The following is an 18,435-nucleotide window of genomic DNA, read 5'->3' on the forward strand; positions in this document are numbered from 1 at the left end:
AGTTATGATGAGTGATGGGAATAAACGTCTGGATTCACACAATTAGGCATCTGTTCTCCTTTTGAAAAAGCAATAAGATTTCCGGCAGCTAGTCTTGCCATTCCGTTTCTGGCTTCAATGGTTGCTGAGCCAATATGGGGCAATACACAAACATTAGATAATTCTAAAATAGGATTGTTCGAAGACATAGGTTCCGGATTGGTAACATCAAGACCTGCCCCCCAGATCTTTCCTTCAGTTAATGCATGATATAAGTCCTGTTCCTGATGGAAACCGCCCCTTGCTGTATTGATAAAGATAGCATCAGAATTCATCTTTTCAAATACCGACTGATTGAATAGATCTTTATGTTCAGGAGTATAATTGGCGTGAACACTCAGCACGTCTGAATTTCTAACCAATTCATCAAAGGAAACATAAGTTGCATCAAGTTCTCTTTCTGCTTCTTCATTGCGGTGACGATTGTGGTAAATAATTTCCATATCAAAGGCTTTTTTACACTTCTCAGCCATTTGAGAACCAATTCTTCCTAATCCGAAAACACCCAGTGTTTTACCATAGAGTTCCTGTCCCAAAGCATGCAAAGGATCAAAAGCACCCCAGTTTCCTTCTTTTACTTTTTGAAAATTATAACTTGCCCGTCTTGCTACCGATTGCATTAGTAAAAAAGCAACATCAGAAGTCGCTCTGCTCAACACATCCGGTGTATTTCCAATCGGAATATTCCTTACATTCGCTTCTTTTACATCCACATGGTCAAATCCCACAGAATACAATGCGATCGCTTTTATATTAGGGCAGGAATCAAAAAATACTTTGTCATATTTAAAATCACCGCCAACATTTAAAATAACATCTGTATTCTGACAATACTTCAGCCATTCTTCATAAGTTAGATTTTCACTTTCAGGAAATACAATCTGTAATCCTGCTTCCTGCAACATATTGATTCCGACCTCAGGAATTCTTTTATTAACAAAGACTTTCATCATTACTTTTTTGGATTTAAATAAAAAACCTCACTTGCAAAAAGTAAGGTTATTCAACTTTAATATTAAATATTATTTTTTTCATCAGAATGGTTCTTATTCTTCTCCCAAGCCTCAGAAGCTATTTCCTGAATTTCTTCCCAAACTTCTTTTACCGACTTCTGTGCATGGGTCATAAATCCCTGTTTTGTAGCCTCCTGATTCTTGCTTTTCATATCATGAATATAATCTTTTACCTGCTGGGAATAGCTTTCTACACTATATCCGGGATTATTGTTCAGGTTCTTTTGAAGATTACTGAAATCATGGGACGCTTTGAATCTGTTTGTGTCCATAATCATAAGATTTTAAGTGGGTTTGTTTTTAAAGAAGTCCAATTTCTATTCCGAACTGAACCAAAAATTTATTAAAAAAAACACAAAAAATTTTAAATTATATCAACTACAAAATTTTTCTTTTTCAATATGATATCTTCCTGATTACACCTCAAAATTCACATTTTTTTGGCCTCGATTGCATCCTATTTCATTAAGAACTGGTCTTTGAGACCAGCTTCTCTACCAGTTCTATGACTCAGCAATTATTTTTTAATTCAGAATTCAATCTTAGTTTTTATTGATTGGTGTTTCCCAACATCGGAACAAACTTATACGCTCCAAATTCTTCTTTTTCAAACTCTGTAGGCCCTACTTTTGTGAATCTGTATAACACCTGTTCATCTGTTGGTCCTAATGGAATCACCATTATGCCACCTACCCTTAACTGTTTCAATAATTCCGTAGGTAAAGTTCCTGCTCCACAGGTTACAATAATTTTATCGAAAGGAGCAAAAGTGGGAAGCCCGGCGAATCCGTCTCCAAAGCTTTGGAATTTAGGATATAAATGAAGTTCTCTCAATTTGTTTTTTGAGAAATCGAAGAGATCCTTTTGTCTTTCCACTGTATATACATGAGCTTTCATTGCGATTAAAACAGCGGTCTGATATCCACATCCGGTTCCTATTTCCAGTACTTTCTCACCTGCTTTCACCTGTAACAATTCAGACTGTTCTGCTACCGTTGATGGATGAGAAATGGTTTGATGCGCCAAGATGGGGAAAGCCCTGTCTTCATAGGCAAAGTCTTCAAAAATACTTTCAATGAAAAGGTGTCTCGGAATTTCATTCATTGCCGAAAGTACATTTTCATCCGAAATCCCGATTCTGTATCTGAGATATTCTACTAAATTCTTTCTTTTTCCTTTATGTACAAACGAATCCTGCATGTGACAAAAGTAAGAAATTAGATTTTAGATTTTAGGAATTGGATGAAAGAATTATCCACAAAAAAACAAATTCTGCCTTTCCGAATATAACTTCTTTCTTATCTTTACAGAAATTTATACAGCTATGTTAAAAGCAGGTTTGGTAGGTGCCGGACACTTGGGAAAGATCCATTTAAAACTTCTTAATCAGTCAGATCGATATGAGTTTGTAGGCTTCCACGATAAAGATATTGAAAACGGGAAAAAATTAGAAGCCGAATTCGGATATAAATATTTTGAAAATTTTGATGAATTGCTTGAGCAGATTGATATGCTGGACATTGTTACTCCTACAGTCTATCATTATGATTATGCATTAAAAGCAATTGCAAAAGGACTTCATTTCTTTATTGAAAAACCAGTTACCCAAACCCTGGAACAGGCAGAAGAAATCCTGCGTTTATGCCAGGAGAATGGCATTAAAGCACAAGTAGGACATGTGGAAAGATATAACCCGGCTTTCATAGCAACCAAGGAATATATCAACAATCCGATGTTTATTGAAATTCACCGTTTGGCTGAATTTAATCCTCGGGGTACCGATGTTTCTGTGGTATTGGATCTTATGATTCATGACCTTGATATCTTGCTAAGCATCGCAAAATCTAAGGTAAAAAACATCCATGCCAGCGGTGTGTGTGTAGTAAGCAAAACTCCTGATATTGCGAATGCCAGAATAGAATTTGAAAACGGATGCGTTGCCAACCTTACCACGTCCAGAATATCAATGAAAGCTATGAGAAAAAGCAGATTCTTCCAGAAAGACGCTTATATCTCAGTAGATTTTCTTGAGAAAAAGGCAGAAGTAATCAGAATGAAAGACGCTCCGGAAAGCCCTACTCCATTTGATATGATTATTGAAAATGCTGAAGGAGAGAAAAACCAGATCTTGTTTGAATATCCAAATATTCAGCCTAACAATGCTATTCTTGATGAATTAAATTCTTTTGCTGATGCCATTACGGGTGATAAAAATGTAGAAGTTTCTCTTGAAGACGGAACCGAAGCCTTAAAGGTTGCTTTAGAAATTATGAAGCTTATCAGTCAGAAATAAAAATATACTGTTTTCATTAACAGTAATACTTACAATGCTATCTTAATAATCAAAAAAAGGTTATGAGATAGCATTTTTTATTGATTACAGATGTCATTTAAAAAATAAAATCACTGATTTATTATCAGAAAGTCAGTTTCAAAACAAAAAAAAATAATATATTTGAAAAACAATTCAGCAAATATTTGAAAGATTGTGTTTTACATATCCAATGGATTCCGGCCAGAATAAGTGGTCTTCATATAGACTCTTATTATGATGCTACCATTTTCTTATAATTAAAATCTAATTTCCTCATTATTTAAAATCAAAACAACTATGAAAAGATCCATCCTATTATCCGCCTTATTATTGTCTCAATTTGGGACATCTCAATTATTAAAGACTTCAGGACAGAAAATCGTTAATGATAAAGGTGAAAATATCCAGTTGAGAGGCCTCGGTTTAGGAGGTTGGATGCTACAGGAAGGCTATATGCTGAAAACAGCTGATTTTGCTGGCCCTCAATATAAAATTAAGGAAAAAATAGCTGACCTGATTGGTGAAGATGGTATGCAGGAGTTTTATAAGGCTTATTTAAAGAATGGAATTACGAAGCAGGATATTGATTTTTTAGCAAAAGCCGGTTTCAATTCCATCAGACTTCCGATGCATTATAATCTGTATACTCTTTCCATAGAAAAAGAACCGGCAAAAGGTAAGGATACCTGGCTGGAAGAAGGTTTTAAAATGACCGACGATCTTCTTCAATGGTGTAAAGACAACAAAATTTACCTGATTCTTGATCTTCATGCTGCCCCTGGCGGACAAGGAAATGATGCCAATATCTCTGATAATGATAAGACTAAACCTTCTCTTTGGGAAAGTGAAGAAAATCAAAGAAAAACAGTTGCACTATGGAAAAAACTAGCAGAGCGCTACAAAAACGAACCTTGGATTGGCGGATATGATATTATCAATGAGCCTAACATCAATTTCACAGGAAAAAACCCCAACGGAACAGACGAAATGTCAAATGCTCCTCTTTGGAAACTACAGAAAGACATCACCGATGCTATTCGTGAAGTTGACCAAAAGCATATTATCTTTATTGAAGGAAACGGCTGGGGCAATAACTACAACGGATTAATCCCGATTTGGGACAACAACATGGCTTTTAGCTTTCATAAATACTGGAATTATAATGATGATAAAACCATTCAGTTTGCACTGGATTTAAGAGAAAAACATCATATGCCAATCTGGCTTGGAGAAACCGGTGAAAATTCAAATGTATGGTTCACGGAACTGATTCAATTGCTGGATAAACACAATATTGGATACGCTTTCTGGCCTATGAAAAAGATTGATAATATCGCCGGAATCACGAATGTAAAAACAACTCCTGAATATGAAAAACTCTTGGCTTATTGGAAGAATGGAGGTGAAAAGCCTTCTAAAGAATATGCTAGAAAAGCTTTGATGCAAATCGCTGACAACTACAAATTCAGCAATGTAGAAGTTAAAAATGATGTTATAGATGCGATGTTCAGACAAGTTTCGGACGATTCTACAAAACCGTTTAAGAACCACCAGGTTCCCGGAAGAATATTTGCATCAGACTATGACCTTGGAAGAATGGGTTCGGCTTATCTGGATAAGGATTTCATTAATCTCTGGGTAAGTGATCCTGCAAAAAGATCAGAATGGAACTATGGTCAGCAAATGAGAAATGATGGTGTTGACATCTATTCATGTCAGGATAAAATAACCAATCAGTATTATGTAGGAAAAACAGAAACCGGAGAATGGTTACAGTATACAGTCAATTCCAAAGTGAATAAAAATTATACCTTCGAGATCAGATACTCGAGTATTAATCCTTCCAAAGTAAGGATTGAGGATGCTTCAGGAAAAATATTGACAAGCGTCGCACTGCCCTCTACAGGCAAAAATGAAAACTGGACTACCATTTCTACGAAGAGTATCCCATTTCAGAAAGGAGAAAATAAATTCAGAATCGTATTTGAAAATGAGGGCGTAAATCTGAATTATTTTGAAGTAAAATAGTAATAATTACCTTAAATTGCAGATCCCTTTTAGATGCTAAAAGGGATTTCTTTTTAATCTGTTATTATGAAAAAAATAGCCGCAATTTTCCTTTTAATATCTACGTTTGCGTCAGCACAAAAATCATCTTTGGAACAAAAAATAAGTGCAATTACAAAGAATAAGCAAGCTACGGTAGGAGTTTCTGTTTTAGGATTTGAAAATCATTTTAAATACAGCCAAAACGGTGATAAAAAGCTTGCTATGATGAGTGTTTTCAAGTTTCATGTGGCCTGTGCAGCACTGGATCTTGTAGATAAAGGAAAACTTTCGTTGGACCAAAAGGTTTTTATTAAAAAATCTGAACTGTATAATACATGGTCTCCTTTCAAAACTAAATATCCTGAAGGAAATAGAGAAGTTACTTTGTATGAAATCATAGACTATACGGTAGCATTAAGCGATAATAACCTCTGTGACATCCTGATAGAACTTGTAGGAGGGACCCAGGCTGTGCAGAAGTTTATGAATTCTAAAGGAGTTAAGGACTTCCAGATTAAACATAGTGAACGCGGGATGGCTCTTAACGGATGGGACTCGTTATTTGAAAATTATACTACGACCAATTCTACCGTACAGCTTTTGAAAAAGTTCTACGACGGAAAGTTGCTTTCAAAAAAATCTACCGATGATCTGATACAGATAATGCTGGGAACCCAAACGGGAGCCAATAAAATTGTGGAACAACTGCCTAAAGGGACTCCAGTAGCCCATAAAACGGGATCTTCCAGTATCAAAGATAATATTCTTACGATTGCAGAAAATGATATGGGAATCATCACTCTTCCTAACGGAAAACACTATGCCATAGCGGTATATGTAAGTAATTCCAAGGAATCAGAAGCAGAAAACTGCAGAATAATCTCTGACATTTCAAAAGCAGTCTGGGATAATTTTAATAAATAAAATATTAAGCTTAATTTTAGCGCAGAGAATCGGATTGATTCTTTGACTTCATCAATATGAAAAAAGGACTATTAGCAGCGGCTTTATTTTGCTCTACATTCTTCTTCTCACAGAAGAATCAAAACTATTTAAAGATCGGCTATACAAGTGTATGCTGTGGTACGGCTTCTGAAAAACCGGTCATCAGTTACCTGAAAGAATTTAAAAGGAAAAATCAGATTAGAAGTCTGGAGATCCTGATGCAAAAAGGAATGGGCAGAGAAGGCGAATTTGAACTGTATGTAGGTACTGATTTTCTAACCCTCACCCAGAAAAAACGACTTATACGCGGACTTACAGCTTCTATTTCTAACCAGAATAATAACAAAAAGTCGCAAAACATCGGAAATATAAATTTTGATTCCACAGATATCGCTCATCAGGAGGATCTCATGAATGCAAAAAACTTAACTATCTATAAAAAATAAAGGAAAAATGATCAAAAACATTGTAGTTATCGGAGCAGGAACCATGGGAAATGGTATTGCACATACTTTCGCACAAAGCGGTTTTAAAGTAAATCTTGTAGATGTATCTCAGGAAGCTTTAGACAGAGGATTGAAAACCATTACTACGAACCTTGACAGAATCATTGCAAAGGGAAACCTTACCGAAGAGCAAAAAGCTGAAACGTTGGGAAACATCACTACTTTCACCGCTCTTAATGATGCTGTGGGAGCTGCTGACCTTATTGTAGAAGCTGCTACTGAAAACCTTGATCTTAAATTAAAGATCTTTGGTCAGATGGATGAATTGGCTCCTGCAGGTTGTATCCTTGCCACTAATACATCTTCTATTTCTATCACGAAAATTGCTGCTGCTACAAAAAGAGCAGATAAAGTAATCGGAATGCACTTTATGAATCCGGTTCCTATCATGAAGCTGGTTGAAATCATCAAAGGATATTCTACTTCTAAAGAAACTTTCGATGCTATTTATGATATGAGCAAATCATTAGGAAAGGTTCCTGTAGAAGTGAATGATTATCCAGGTTTCGTAGCCAACAGAATCTTAATGCCAATGATTAATGAATCTATTGAAACACTATATAACGGTGTAGCTGGTGTAGAGGAAATTGACACGGTAATGAAATTAGGAATGGCTCACCCAATGGGACCGCTTCAATTGGCAGATTTTATTGGTCTTGATGTATGTCTTGCGATTCTAAACGTAATGTATGACGGATTCAAAAATCCTAAATATGCTCCGAACCCATTATTGGTAAACATGGTAACAGCAGGAAAACTTGGAGTAAAATCAGGAGAAGGTTTCTATGATTACTCTGAAAGTAAAAAAGCTGAAAAAGTTTCAAAAATGTTTTTAAAATAATTATTCAAATTATGAGTTGTGCGTTATAAGTTATAAATTTGGGTTCTCAACCTCTACTTATACTAAATAACTACAGCTTTGATGAAAATTAAAGAGAAAAATATTCAAATATTATTGGTCATCACTACTATAGTGATGACCATTTTTCGTTTTTTACTCAATGAAAAAGGAAGAGTAAATCCGGATTCTATCCGCTATATGAGATTTGCTCACGGACTGCCTGTTATTGATAATACAACGACTCCTCTGGGCTATCCTTCAGCCATAAAATTCTTTACCTACTTTGGATTGGATGAGTTCTGGAGCAGTAAACTAATCGGCATTCTCGGCTGTCTGTTTATTATTTTATTCGCTTGGCAAAAGAAATTCTATTTCAGGGAGTCAATTGTGGTATGCAGCTTATTCAGCATTCTTTCCATTTTTGCTTTTACAATGAGTGAAGCACTTATTTTACCTTTTATATTCCTTTTTCTGTATACGTCAACCCTTATTATTGATAGAAAAATAGAAGGCTGGAAATCGGTTTTTTACCTTTCCCTATCTTTGATTATACTGTATAATATAAGATATAGTGCACTCTTTATCATTGGTGGAACAGGCTTGTATGGACTTATTTTCTGGAAAAGAAAGTATGGACCTTCCTTCATCATTTCGGCAGCTATAGGAATGATTTTCATTGTATTGTATAAGTTTTTATTCATTGATTATTTTAATAAAGACTATGTACAGGACTTTTTGGAAATGGGACTTCACACGACTCCTGAATTATTGGTAGAATTATTCCAGGGATTGAGTACTACTTTTAATCCGTTTATTCACATGGCCAATCCTGCCGGTGGTATTATCAATTATGGAATTTACGGAATTGGTGTATTAAATATTCTTTTCATGGCATTCCTTTTTATTAAGCAAAAGCTTTCAGATCCTGAGTTCTTTTGTGTTTTCATAGGAATTTTAGGAATTGTCTGTTCTTATTTTATACAGTATTTCTATTCCATAAACCCTATGGATTATAGATTACTAGCTCCCTTTAGCTTTCCGCTCTGGTTGGTTTATTTTAAAAAACTGTTTGAAATCTTCAATACTAAAGTGTATGTCATTGGTATTTTGAGTTTGATGTCCGGAATGCTGTTCACTTGGCTTTCAAAAGGGAATTATCTTGAAAACAGAAAAGCGATTACAGAATTTTTAAAGTCGGAAAATTTAGATAAAGTTCCGCTGAAGTTTTTTATTATTGAGGAAAAAGATTTGGAGAAAGTGCAATTAGCTGAGCTCATCAGCACTGTAAACCCTCAGTTAACGGTAACCTTCAAGCCTCAGGATACTCTAAAAAAAACAACATTAACGCGTTATAAAGTTTTACAAAAAGTTAAGATCGACAAGAATAAATATCAATAATTTTATTATCTTTGAGAAAGTTAAAACATTAAAAAAATGAAATTACCAAAGTTTTTATTAGCAGATAATTCGGAATTTCCAGAAGATCTATTCGTAGTCCACACAGAATATCCAAGATTTATCCTAAATGTTGAGGAAGAGGAAGTTGAGTGGTTAGATGATCTTGAAGGAGACGATGAAGAAACTATGGCAGACGAAGCTACGAAAGTGGTAGAATCAGCATTCAAATGGTGCGATGAAGAGTTGGCTAAGTACGACGAAGAAGAGGAAGATTAATAACATCTAAATCATAAAAAAGGAACTCAAATTGAGTTCCTTTTATTTTTTATTCTGATTTATTGAATTTCAATAATAAAAGATTGTCTTTATAAAGCTCCAGTACATTTCCTGAAATTACATATTTGTTAGCTTTACTCATCATATCCATAAAGTTCTGCTCTACTCCGATATTGTTACACATCATTTTGGTAGACCCCATTTGTCCTGCTGAAAAACCTCCTGTAGAAGGATCTATTGTAGCCGTTCCAAAATAGTTGTTACAACCTGCATTTCCGTTGATCTTTTCTCCTTCAATATTTAATGTTGGAATTTTGCCTTTTACGTTATCGGCTAGTGTCCATTTTGTATTGGCAAGAGCCGGCTGAGCTTTTCCTACTTTAGAAGCAGATGGACTTGTCATGGTTCCACACGATACCAATACTGCTGCTGTACATATACTTAAAAAAAGATTTTTCATTTTTTACTTTTTGAATTAACCCAAATTTACGGATTTTATCTTATTTAAACGGGCCACTGTCAATTTTATTATTCTTTAACAGTTGATATTTTTTACTTCATCATGGAGCAAAGAGAAGCCATCTCAACGTTGGAATGTTTATTTGATAGATTGGAAAATACTCAGGCGCAAGGTGATGAACAATTCTAATGTTCTTTAAAGCACCAGGATTTTATCTGCGAAAAAATTGTATGCTGCTGACATATGCTTTCATGATTTGCCACGAATGCACAACTAAAATAATATATACCCCTAAAGCCTATATGTCTATGTTATTTTTTTTAAACCACATAGACACATAGAATATTATTTCATAATCTATTTAATCCCTAGAATAATTTAAAAACAAAAAAAAACGGACTTTAAAAAGCCCGTTTCAATATATTTCTGTAATCTTATAAATTAAGATCTCAATTCTGCATTGAATTCTTTCTGGAAAGATTTAATTAGAGAATCCATTACTTCAGTGATTTCCTTGTCTTCCAGTGTTTTTTCTTCATTCAACAGCTCAAAGCTCATGGCGTAAGACTTCTTACCTTCAGGAAGGTTTTTCCCTTCATATACGTCGAATAAGTTAATCCCTTTAATGAATGGGGATTTGTTTTTCTTCGCGGTCTGGTATAGCTCCTGATAATTAACATTCTTATCAATCAATAACGCCAAGTCTCTTCTGATCTTGTTGAATTTCGGAATATCTTTAAATTTCAATTCGTTTTTAGAACGTAATTCCTGAGCCCATTCAAGTTCAATTTCAGCATAGAAGCAATCCTGATCAATATCAAAATCCTTCAACAATGCCGGAGCTACTTTTCCGATTCTTACCAAGACTTTACCTTCTGCTTCATAAGCTAATGCATCAGAAAATCTATCATCAGATAAAGCAACTTCTTTATAATTTACTCCTAATCTTTCCAATAAAACGTTTACATATGCTTTAAGGTTGTAAAAGCTTACTGCGGATTTAGGCTGTAACCAGTTTTCAGCTACATCTCTTCCCGAAACAATAATGGCTAATTGTTTTCTTTCTTCGTATTTCTCTCTTTTGTGGTAGATTTTTCCTAATTCGAAGAACTTGATGTCTGCATTCTTTCGGTTAATATTATAAACCGTATTCTGAAGAAGCCCTTCTAATAAAGATTTTCTCATGAATGCAAGATCACCACTTAGAGGGTTTAATAGTTTTACAGCATCTGTTTCGTCTTTTAATGAAGTTAATGAGTTGTTCATTACCTCATTGAAACCAAGACTTTGTAAAGATCTTGCCCAACTGTTTTCCAATTCATCCTGATCGTTTGCACTTAGCTTAACCGGTGTAAATGAAATCTTCTGAGGAGCATCAATTTTATTATATCCATAGATTCTTAAAATCTCTTCAATAACGTCAATCTCTCTTGTTACGTCTGCTCTGTAAGCAGGAACAGAGATTTCAAAGCCGTTAGGAATTTCATTTAAAACCTGGATTTCCAATGCCTTAAGGATCTCTTTTACTTTCTCTCTGTGAATTTTTGTTCCTAAAATCTGTTCAATCTTAGAGAATCTTATGATCACATAGTTATCTTCTATTTTCTTAGGATATTCTTCTAAAAGCTCCCCTACCAATTTACCTTCAGCAATTTCCTGAATCATTTTGATAGCGTGCGTAATAGCTGTTCTTGTAAGATTTGGATCTACCCCTCTTTCAAATCTGAAAGAAGCATCAGTATTTAAACTGTGAAGTTTTGCTCCTTTTCTTACCGCAATTGGATTGAAGTAAGCACTTTCAAGGAAAACTGTTTTTGTAGTTTCAGATACACCTGAATTTTCACCACCAAAAACCCCGGCAATACACATTGGAGTATCCTGGCCATCTTTAATCATGATCTCAGTACCGTTCAGTGTTCTTTCTACTCCATCAAGGGTAGTGAATTTTGTTCCCGGTTTTACCACCCCTACTTTCACTTTTTTGTCTGCAATTTTATCTGCATCAAATGCGTGAAGCGGCTGTCCGTACCCGTGAAGAATATAGTTGGTAATATCTACAATATTATTGATCGGGCTTAGTCCGATTGCCTTTAATCTGTCTTTTAACCAGTTGGGAGATTCTGCAACTTTTACATCTTCAATCACCGCACCGATATATCTTGGACAAAGTTCTGCATCTTCAATTTCTAACTTGAAATCGTGAGTTCCTTCGTTATTTAAAACTTCGGAAGCTACTTTATTAAATTGAGACTTCTGCTGGTTTGTAGAAAGAAACGCATGAAGATCTCTTGCAACACCATAGTGAGACATGGCATCTGTTCTGTTGGGTGTTAATCCAATTTCAAGAACCTCATCATTCGTTAATTCAAAATAGTCTGCAAAGTTTTTACCTACTTCATATTTGGTTTCATCCAAAACCATGATTCCTCCGTGATCTTCGCTTAAGCCAAGTTCATCTTCTGCACAGATCATCCCTTGAGAAACCTCACCTCTGATTTTTGCTTCTTTAATTTCAAAAAAGTTTCCGGTCTTATCATAGATCTTTGTTCCAACAACGGCTACAGGAACTGTTTGTCCTGCTTCTACGTTAGGAGCTCCGCAAACAATATTCAATATTTTTCCGTTTCCAACGTCTACTGTTGTCTTCTTCAGTTTATCAGCATTCGGATGTTTTTCGCAGGTTAACACTTTACCTACAACAATTCCTTCCAGACTGCCTTTTACACTTTCGAATTTATCTATCCCTTCAACCTCAAGACCTATGTCTGTAAGGAATTCACCGATTCTTTCAGTTTTCAATTCCGTTTTTACAAAGTCTTTCAGCCAGTTGTTTGATATTTTCATTTGCTTATCTATCTACTTGTTTAATTCGTCAAACGAAACATGAGGTTCCATCTGTACTATTTTTGAAACTTTTATTTGAAATTCCATCCCGTTATTGAGTCGGTTTTTCGCGGTACAAATGTCGTGTTTTTTTGAGAAATACAGAAATTTCAGAGCGATTTTAAGAGAATTAATTTTCATTTATTTTTCATCGGAAGACTGAATAAATCAATCTATACTCTGCTTCTCCTTACAATTTTACTAAGTAATTTAAAATCCTTAAGCTGATGGCTTTAAAACTTTCTTTAGACTATCGGAAAATAAAACCAATCCGCCAGCCATCATAATGATGTCTTTTATAACGAGGCGCCCCGCTCCCGATAGGTAAGGAAATCCGTATTGAGGGGTCGGGTAATCACCTCCAAGATTAGGAACGTATACTTCAGGAGTAGTCACCAGAAAAGATAAAGTAACCAGTGACATCAAAAACGTCAAAGCTCCTCCTACTGCTCCGATTTTAGGAAACCAAATTCCCAGTAAAACCCCAATTCCTATGATGACAATCATCGTACCCAATCCGTAAGAAAAAGTATAGGTACCGTTTTGTGTATGCCAGTCAATATTTTTCTTTACCACTTTTCCTTCCGGATTTTTATATAAAGTATATTCCGAAACAAGCTTTTTATCTTCATTCAGTACTTTGTTTCCTGCACTTTTGTAGAAGAAGCTCATGAAAGGGCTATTAGCAACAAAAGGTACTATTCCGTCAGCTTCATATTGAAAGGCTTTAAGCCCACCAATCCAGGCCATGACAATAAATATTGATATTCTCAGAAAGTTGAAGAAATAAGCATCCAACTTTAATAATCGATTGTATAAACTACTGTTTTGCATATGATTTACTTTTTAAACAAAGGTATTCACATGCCTACAGCCCTACCATAGATATTTCAGGATATTACATGGACATTTTTGCCACTATAGAAATGCCCACTTTTTCCCGGTATTGTTTTGGAGAACAGCCCACTGTTTTTTTGAAATACCTACTGAAATAGAATTCATCATCAAATCCTAATTCTGAGGCAATCTCTTTTATGGAGCGATACGTTAAATGAAGAAGTTTTTTAGATTCAAGAATAACTCTCTCATTCATCAGCTGACTAGGGGTCTTTCTAAATTCTTTTTTGACAACCTTACTTAAAGTATTATTCGTAATGTTGAGTTTATCACTATAAAATGAAAGCTCTTTTTCATCTTTAAAATTACCTTCGAGCAATTTCTGAAATTCCGCAGCATACTTATTGGGTAACTTTTCGTTGATTACTGAGCTATTTTCAATCCCGCTTTTTTGTTTACTGCCAATAGCAAGAATCAACTGGATATAAGTTTTAATAATGGATTGTGAAAATTGGTGTTTCTCGGATTCTTCTTTTTTAATATGATTAAAAAGCTCTAAGATATATTCATAATTCTCTTTTGAAAGTTCTATACTGGGATTCAAATAGATATTATTGAAAAGAAGTCCATTACATGCCACTTCTTCTTTATGGTATTCTATGCAGTAAAAATCACCATGAAAAAAAAGCATTTGAATGTTCTCATCGGTATTCGAAATCAGTTTCAACTTTTGATAAGGAGAAAGAAACAGAATATGATAACCATTATAAGGGTAATTGATTTCATCCACAGAAAATATCCCTTCTCCGTTCCATATCATCACAGTATAATTTTCAGTAGTAAATTCTGAAAGAAAATCCGAAGAAGAGTAAGATTGTATTTTCACATCCATAATGAGAGTTGTAATCCTACACAAATAACGTTATTTTTTCTGAAAATGTAATAATATGTGTGGTTGTGAGGTTGTTTTTAACGCAAAGTTTTTTATCATAGTTCCGTAGATTTCAGGGAGCAAAGATGGAATCAACAAGTTGATCTTAATTAAGCTTGGGGTAAGGTTTGAAAATACGTTCTGAAAACAAAAAAAGCCGGATCACTCCAGCTTTTAATATTTGTTATTTTAATCTTATAACCCGATTACCGGCATTGATAACATTAAAATATTTTCGTTTTCTTCAAGACCATCAAGTGGCTCAATGATTCCCGGTCTGTTAGGTTGAGACATTTTCATTGTAATATCATCAGATCCAAGGATTGTCAACATTTCAGTTAAAAATTTAGAGCTGAATCCAATGTTGATATCTTCTCCGTTGTAATCACAAGGAATCTGCATATCTGCTTTGTTTGCATATTCAGTATCTTCTGCATGAAGGTGAAGAATATTTCCTGAAAGCTTGAATCTTACCTGGTTGGTAGATTTATTAGACATGATAGATGCTCTCTTGATTGCTCCTAATAAAAGGTTTCTGTTTATGGTCAATACATTCGGGTTTTCTTTAGGAATTACCGCTGTATAGTTTGGATATTTACCATCAATCAGTCTACAGATCCATATGTGCTTACCAAAAGTAAATTTAGCCATATTCTCATTGAAGTCGATTTTCACATCTTCATTTGAGCTTGCCAGAATATTTTTGAAAATATTCAAAGGTTTTTTAGGCATGATAAACTCCATTGGTTCAGCATTCATCAGGTCTGCTCTTTTGTAAACAACAAGCCTGTGAGAGTCTGTAGAAACGAAATTGGTTTCGTTTTCTGTAAACTGGAATAATACTCCTGTCATTACCGGACGAAGTGAATCGTTACTGGTGGCAAATAATGTATTGGTTAAGGCTTCAGACAATACTCCAGCCGGCATTACCACGCTTTGAGAAGCGTCGAATTCTGGCAATTCGGGATAGTCATCAGCGTTATCTAATGCTACTGCGAAATTATCTTTTTCATCTAAAATCTCAAGCTGGCTTCCAGTTCCTTCCGCATTGTCCTTTACAACAAATGTTAAAGGCTGTTCTCCATATGTCTTGATAAAATCCTGAAAAATTTTAGCAGGAACAGCAAATTTACCTGAGTCATCAGACTTTACTTCCAGAGAAGTTACAAGAGTTGTCTCGCCGTCAGATGCTGTAATGGTAACATTATTTCCGTCTAATTCAAAAAGATAGTTTTCTAAAATCGGTCTCGATTGAGAGCTTGATATTACGCCACTTACAGTTTGCAACGCCTTCTGCAGTTCACCACTTGAAATAATAAATTTCATAGATTTATAAAATAAGTTTCTACAAATATAATAAATACATACAACAAAGAAAAGAATATTCCTGACGAGTTTTTAACAAAGATCGTCAATGGGGTTTCAGACCCGATATTACGTTCTGGTTTCCATAGTGGTATATTTTTATCTCAAATATTGACCACTGAATATATTTTAATCTTAATAATCCAAATATAACAGATTAACGGCAACAATCAAAATACAAAAGCTATCTTTGTTGAAATAAAGTAAAAAAACATGCAAAAACCTCCTCTCTATAAAAGTTTTCTGAATGCTTTCCGGGGTGTTTTTATCATGATTAAAACGGAAAGAAATTTTCAGATTGAGCTTCTTGCCTTCTTCATTAATCTCTTCCTTATTTTTTATTTAAAGCTTACTTACGCTGACGCAGCTTTAATTATTATGGCATCTGTAGCTGTTTTAAGCGCTGAAATTTTCAACACAGCCATCGAAAAGATATGTGATATCATTCAACCTGATTTTGACAAAAGAATCGGATTTATCAAGGATATAGCAGCCGGTGCAGTTATACTCATAGCCATCGCTTCTGTAATTATTGGGGTTCTGGTATATTGGAAGTATTTTTTTTAACCACCCCGTAAAATCTTTGATTTCACCACCCTCCGAAGAAGGAGAATGTCATGTCTCAGGTCTTCCATTTAAATGTTTATAAAGACAGGTATCTTAGTTTTTTGAGTTTTATTCCACAGCAATCAAAATATCTATTTCTGCATCAGCTGGATTCTGCGCTTTTTCTCCATACATTTCAAAATCAGCGGTAAACATTCTATCCAGATCCATATTCCATATTTTAAACCATTCATTGATGACTAAACCTTCTGCAAGATTGCCCTTTGCCATAAACTTCACATAATTGCCACCCTCAAAAGATTTCCCAATCATACCTTCGGGAATATGATCAAGGTTTTCAACTTTGCATCCTAACAGTGTAGTATAAGGTTTTGTATGGTCTTTTTCGTATTCTGTATAGATTGAATAAACGGTATTGTCTATTTTATTAGGAATTTTTTCCAATATATTTTCCTGCATCAATTTTTCCCATAATACCGGAATATCCTTTGCCGCCTGTTCATTCTCGTTGGTTGTTCTTACTGCAATACCGATTACCTTAAAAGGTTCAATTTTCACGTTGTTCATTTCTTAATTTTTTGTTGTAGGACAAAGATAGAGAAGAGTTGTGACAACTGTTTGTCAGGAGAGATTTTTAGGATTACTTATATTATATAGGTATAAATAATAGTTTTATATTTTGGTTAAAGCCTGTTCCTATTGATGATGTTATTTTCAAAAAAAACGTTTCTGAGAAGCAAATACTTTTCAGAAACGTTCTGTTCATTAGATTATTTTTATCTTACAAAGGGCAATAAGCATCCCAAGCTTCCCCTGTCATGCAGCCATCATATTTTGGACAATAGTAGTAATAGGGAGAAGTACTGCAGTTTCCATTTTCATCTTTGGGATAAATAATCCTAGGCGGGTTTACTCCTCCTCCTTTTACAGTTTTTAACGCCTGTCTTTTAATTTTTTTTAAATTTTTCATAGTAATTATTTTTGCTTTTTAAAACTACTAAATAAAATTCACACATCACAGATAAATGCAAGCAATATTATTTTCCTACATAAATAAACCCTTTATTTCCTGATTTAAAAATGGTTTCAATTCTTTTATAATCATCTACTTCATACTCATCCGCCTGAAGAATTTCTGCTTCGGTCACATCAAATAATATCCCTTCAACCTCATCATCAATACTGCCTGAGAACTCCAGGACAGGATGATATTTTTGACCGCTTTTTCGTAATACTTCAGGGTCTGTAATTTCAAGTATTCCTAATTTATATTGAGATAAGGTGTCTTTTTCACCTTGTAAAATTCGTCCGAATGTTTCGAGCTGAACCTGCTCTTTCTGTAAGGTTCCGTAAGAAAATAAATAAGGCATTATAAATACTTTTCAATGATTGGAATTGCAATTTCGGCCATCATTCCATAACCTTTTTCATTCGGATGAACTCCGTCTGCGGACAAAAAAATTTCTTTGTCTTTGAACAATGCTGAATGAAAATCAATATAACCTAAAGAGTAATCTCCTGCAATGCTCTTGAGAATATCATTATAAGCTATCACCTCCTCATTTGATCTTAATTTTCCTGAACCTACCACTATTCCATCTATATTTTTGGAGATAGGAAGAATGCTCACCAGGTAAATATCTTTGGAAAACTGTTGAGCGTTCTGAACAGCTGTGATGATATTATTTCTAAACTGTTCAGGATTTACGATCTGAACCTTTTCTTTTATCGCAAGATCGTTGGCTCCGTAACTGATGAAAACTAAATTTCCATCAGCAGCGTTTCTTGCCCTTAATTCTGTAGGCATTCGCTTTAACAAACCTTCTGTAGTTTCGCCACCGATTCCTAAATTGAATAGAATCAGTTCGTCACCATTTCCTTCATGGAATTTTTGCAGAGCATATCTCTTCAGAATATCTACCCAGCCTCCAAAAACACCATCATATTCTCCATAGGTTATACTGTCCCCAAAGAACAGTCCGTACACAATTTTTTTCATTTTTCCCAGCTG

The 18,435-nt window shown here is 34.7% G+C and carries 20 protein-coding genes; 8 read left to right on the forward strand and 12 right to left on the reverse strand.

Going from position 1 to position 18,435, the window contains the following annotated elements:
* Positions 1-2 precede the first annotated feature (2 nt).
* The 3 genes from NBX25_RS09345 to NBX25_RS09355 form a co-directional block, all read right to left on the reverse strand.
* A complete protein-coding gene (locus NBX25_RS09345) occupies positions 3-992 on the reverse strand; it encodes a 2-hydroxyacid dehydrogenase (RefSeq protein WP_250253451.1) in 990 nt (329 codons plus the stop codon).
* A 62-nt stretch (positions 993-1,054) separates the two neighbouring features.
* Positions 1,055-1,324, reverse strand: a complete 270-nt coding sequence (locus NBX25_RS09350; RefSeq protein ID WP_123911058.1) for a prevent-host-death protein — start codon at positions 1,322-1,324, stop codon at positions 1,055-1,057.
* Between the two features lie 277 nt (positions 1,325-1,601).
* On the reverse strand, positions 1,602-2,252 hold the full coding sequence (locus tag NBX25_RS09355) for a protein-L-isoaspartate(D-aspartate) O-methyltransferase (RefSeq protein WP_123856418.1): 651 nt from the start codon (positions 2,250-2,252) through the stop codon (positions 1,602-1,604).
* Positions 2,253-2,376: 124 nt separating this feature from the next.
* On the opposite strand from NBX25_RS09355, the gene NBX25_RS09360 reads away from it, so the two are divergent.
* From NBX25_RS09360 to NBX25_RS09390, 7 genes are all read left to right on the forward strand, one after another.
* Entirely contained in the window at positions 2,377-3,345 is a 969-nt protein-coding gene (locus NBX25_RS09360; protein WP_123856422.1) for a Gfo/Idh/MocA family protein, read from the forward strand.
* A 318-nt stretch (positions 3,346-3,663) separates the two neighbouring features.
* Positions 3,664-5,394, forward strand: coding sequence for a cellulase family glycosylhydrolase (locus tag NBX25_RS09365; protein WP_250253452.1), 1,731 nt, complete (start codon positions 3,664-3,666; stop codon positions 5,392-5,394).
* Positions 5,395-5,460: 66 nt separating this feature from the next.
* Positions 5,461-6,339, forward strand: coding sequence for a CGA/CIA family class A beta-lactamase (gene bla-A / locus NBX25_RS09370; protein ID WP_250253453.1), 879 nt, complete (start codon positions 5,461-5,463; stop codon positions 6,337-6,339).
* Between the two features lie 56 nt (positions 6,340-6,395).
* Positions 6,396-6,806 carry a hypothetical protein gene (locus tag NBX25_RS09375; protein ID WP_123911055.1) on the forward strand — a complete coding sequence of 137 codons (411 nt, stop codon included), beginning with the start codon at positions 6,396-6,398 and terminating at the stop codon, positions 6,804-6,806.
* Positions 6,807-6,816: 10 nt separating this feature from the next.
* Positions 6,817-7,707 carry a 3-hydroxybutyryl-CoA dehydrogenase gene (locus tag NBX25_RS09380; RefSeq protein WP_185145613.1) on the forward strand — a complete coding sequence of 297 codons (891 nt, stop codon included), beginning with the start codon at positions 6,817-6,819 and terminating at the stop codon, positions 7,705-7,707.
* An 81-nt stretch (positions 7,708-7,788) separates the two neighbouring features.
* A complete protein-coding gene (locus NBX25_RS09385) occupies positions 7,789-9,105 on the forward strand; it encodes a hypothetical protein (RefSeq protein ID WP_250253454.1) in 1,317 nt (438 codons plus the stop codon).
* Positions 9,106-9,141: 36 nt separating this feature from the next.
* Positions 9,142-9,381, forward strand: a complete 240-nt coding sequence (locus tag NBX25_RS09390; RefSeq protein WP_123856434.1) for a DUF8828 family protein — start codon at positions 9,142-9,144, stop codon at positions 9,379-9,381.
* 49 nt (positions 9,382-9,430) lie between these two features.
* Here NBX25_RS09390 and NBX25_RS09395 read toward each other — a convergent pair whose 3' ends face one another.
* The 5 genes from NBX25_RS09395 to dnaN all read right to left on the reverse strand — a co-directional run bounded on the left by NBX25_RS09395 (position 9,431) and on the right by dnaN (position 15,818).
* The gene (locus NBX25_RS09395; RefSeq protein WP_123911052.1) at positions 9,431-9,841 is read right to left on the reverse strand and encodes an META domain-containing protein; all 411 of its coding nucleotides are present in this window, start codon (positions 9,839-9,841) and stop codon (positions 9,431-9,433) included.
* A gap of 441 nt (positions 9,842-10,282) precedes the next feature.
* Entirely contained in the window at positions 10,283-12,685 is a 2,403-nt protein-coding gene (gene pheT, locus NBX25_RS09400; RefSeq protein ID WP_250253455.1) for a phenylalanine--tRNA ligase subunit beta, read from the reverse strand.
* A gap of 258 nt (positions 12,686-12,943) precedes the next feature.
* Complete coding sequence (locus tag NBX25_RS09405; protein WP_250253456.1) at positions 12,944-13,558, reverse strand: DUF417 family protein; 615 nt, start codon at positions 13,556-13,558, stop codon at positions 12,944-12,946.
* 64 nt (positions 13,559-13,622) lie between these two features.
* Complete coding sequence (locus NBX25_RS09410; RefSeq protein WP_250253457.1) at positions 13,623-14,453, reverse strand: AraC family transcriptional regulator; 831 nt, start codon at positions 14,451-14,453, stop codon at positions 13,623-13,625.
* A 234-nt stretch (positions 14,454-14,687) separates the two neighbouring features.
* The gene (gene dnaN / locus NBX25_RS09415; RefSeq protein WP_123856442.1) at positions 14,688-15,818 is read right to left on the reverse strand and encodes a DNA polymerase III subunit beta; all 1,131 of its coding nucleotides are present in this window, start codon (positions 15,816-15,818) and stop codon (positions 14,688-14,690) included.
* Between the two features lie 252 nt (positions 15,819-16,070).
* Between dnaN and NBX25_RS09420 the strand changes: the two genes are divergently transcribed.
* A complete protein-coding gene (locus tag NBX25_RS09420; RefSeq protein WP_250253458.1) occupies positions 16,071-16,424 on the forward strand; it encodes a diacylglycerol kinase family protein in 354 nt (117 codons plus the stop codon).
* A 108-nt stretch (positions 16,425-16,532) separates the two neighbouring features.
* On the opposite strand, the gene NBX25_RS09425 is transcribed toward NBX25_RS09420, so the two are convergent.
* The 4 genes from NBX25_RS09425 to NBX25_RS09440 all read right to left on the reverse strand — a co-directional run bounded on the left by NBX25_RS09425 (position 16,533) and on the right by NBX25_RS09440 (position 18,423).
* Entirely contained in the window at positions 16,533-16,991 is a 459-nt protein-coding gene (locus NBX25_RS09425; RefSeq protein WP_250253459.1) for a GyrI-like domain-containing protein, read from the reverse strand.
* Positions 16,992-17,205: 214 nt separating this feature from the next.
* A complete protein-coding gene (locus tag NBX25_RS09430; RefSeq protein WP_250253460.1) occupies positions 17,206-17,394 on the reverse strand; it encodes a bacteriocin-like protein in 189 nt (62 codons plus the stop codon).
* A 67-nt stretch (positions 17,395-17,461) separates the two neighbouring features.
* Positions 17,462-17,794, reverse strand: coding sequence for a gamma-glutamylcyclotransferase family protein (locus tag NBX25_RS09435; protein ID WP_250253461.1), 333 nt, complete (start codon positions 17,792-17,794; stop codon positions 17,462-17,464).
* Positions 17,794-18,423 (reverse strand): SGNH/GDSL hydrolase family protein, encoded by a 630-nt coding sequence (locus NBX25_RS09440; RefSeq protein ID WP_123911045.1) that lies wholly within the window; start codon positions 18,421-18,423, stop codon positions 17,794-17,796. Before NBX25_RS09440 ends, NBX25_RS09435 begins: the two co-directional genes overlap by 1 nt.
* Positions 18,424-18,435: the final 12 nt, after the last annotated feature.

It is taken from the genome of Chryseobacterium sp. Marseille-Q3244 (assembly GCF_940807095.1).
In the GTDB taxonomy this organism is placed as follows: domain Bacteria; phylum Bacteroidota; class Bacteroidia; order Flavobacteriales; family Weeksellaceae; genus Chryseobacterium.

What these genes read in the sequence shown, in the direction of transcription:
- NBX25_RS09385 (WP_250253454.1), top strand. Translation starts at nt 7,789, where the DNA reads ATGAAAATTAAAGAGAAAAATATTCAAATATTATTGGTCATCACTACT.
- NBX25_RS09375 (WP_123911055.1), top strand. Translation starts at nt 6,396, where the DNA reads ATGAAAAAAGGACTATTAGCAGCGGCTTTATTTTGCTCTACATTCTTC.
- NBX25_RS09435 (WP_250253461.1), bottom strand. Translation starts at nt 17,794, where the DNA reads ATGCCTTATTTATTTTCTTACGGAACCTTACAGAAAGAGCAGGTTCAG.
- NBX25_RS09345 (WP_250253451.1), bottom strand. Translation starts at nt 992, where the DNA reads ATGATGAAAGTCTTTGTTAATAAAAGAATTCCTGAGGTCGGAATCAAT.
- NBX25_RS09360 (WP_123856422.1), top strand. Translation starts at nt 2,377, where the DNA reads ATGTTAAAAGCAGGTTTGGTAGGTGCCGGACACTTGGGAAAGATCCAT.
- NBX25_RS09440 (WP_123911045.1), bottom strand. Translation starts at nt 18,423, where the DNA reads ATGAAAAAAATTGTGTACGGACTGTTCTTTGGGGACAGTATAACCTAT.
- pheT (WP_250253455.1), bottom strand. Translation starts at nt 12,685, where the DNA reads ATGAAAATATCAAACAACTGGCTGAAAGACTTTGTAAAAACGGAATTG.
- NBX25_RS09365 (WP_250253452.1), top strand. Translation starts at nt 3,664, where the DNA reads ATGAAAAGATCCATCCTATTATCCGCCTTATTATTGTCTCAATTTGGG.
- NBX25_RS09395 (WP_123911052.1), bottom strand. Translation starts at nt 9,841, where the DNA reads ATGAAAAATCTTTTTTTAAGTATATGTACAGCAGCAGTATTGGTATCG.
- NBX25_RS09420 (WP_250253458.1), top strand. Translation starts at nt 16,071, where the DNA reads ATGCAAAAACCTCCTCTCTATAAAAGTTTTCTGAATGCTTTCCGGGGT.
- NBX25_RS09355 (WP_123856418.1), bottom strand. Translation starts at nt 2,252, where the DNA reads ATGCAGGATTCGTTTGTACATAAAGGAAAAAGAAAGAATTTAGTAGAA.
- NBX25_RS09425 (WP_250253459.1), bottom strand. Translation starts at nt 16,991, where the DNA reads ATGAACAACGTGAAAATTGAACCTTTTAAGGTAATCGGTATTGCAGTA.
- NBX25_RS09350 (WP_123911058.1), bottom strand. Translation starts at nt 1,324, where the DNA reads ATGGACACAAACAGATTCAAAGCGTCCCATGATTTCAGTAATCTTCAA.
- NBX25_RS09410 (WP_250253457.1), bottom strand. Translation starts at nt 14,453, where the DNA reads ATGGATGTGAAAATACAATCTTACTCTTCTTCGGATTTTCTTTCAGAA.
- NBX25_RS09405 (WP_250253456.1), bottom strand. Translation starts at nt 13,558, where the DNA reads ATGCAAAACAGTAGTTTATACAATCGATTATTAAAGTTGGATGCTTAT.
- bla-A (WP_250253453.1), top strand. Translation starts at nt 5,461, where the DNA reads ATGAAAAAAATAGCCGCAATTTTCCTTTTAATATCTACGTTTGCGTCA.
- dnaN (WP_123856442.1), bottom strand. Translation starts at nt 15,818, where the DNA reads ATGAAATTTATTATTTCAAGTGGTGAACTGCAGAAGGCGTTGCAAACT.
- NBX25_RS09430 (WP_250253460.1), bottom strand. Translation starts at nt 17,394, where the DNA reads ATGAAAAATTTAAAAAAAATTAAAAGACAGGCGTTAAAAACTGTAAAA.
- NBX25_RS09390 (WP_123856434.1), top strand. Translation starts at nt 9,142, where the DNA reads ATGAAATTACCAAAGTTTTTATTAGCAGATAATTCGGAATTTCCAGAA.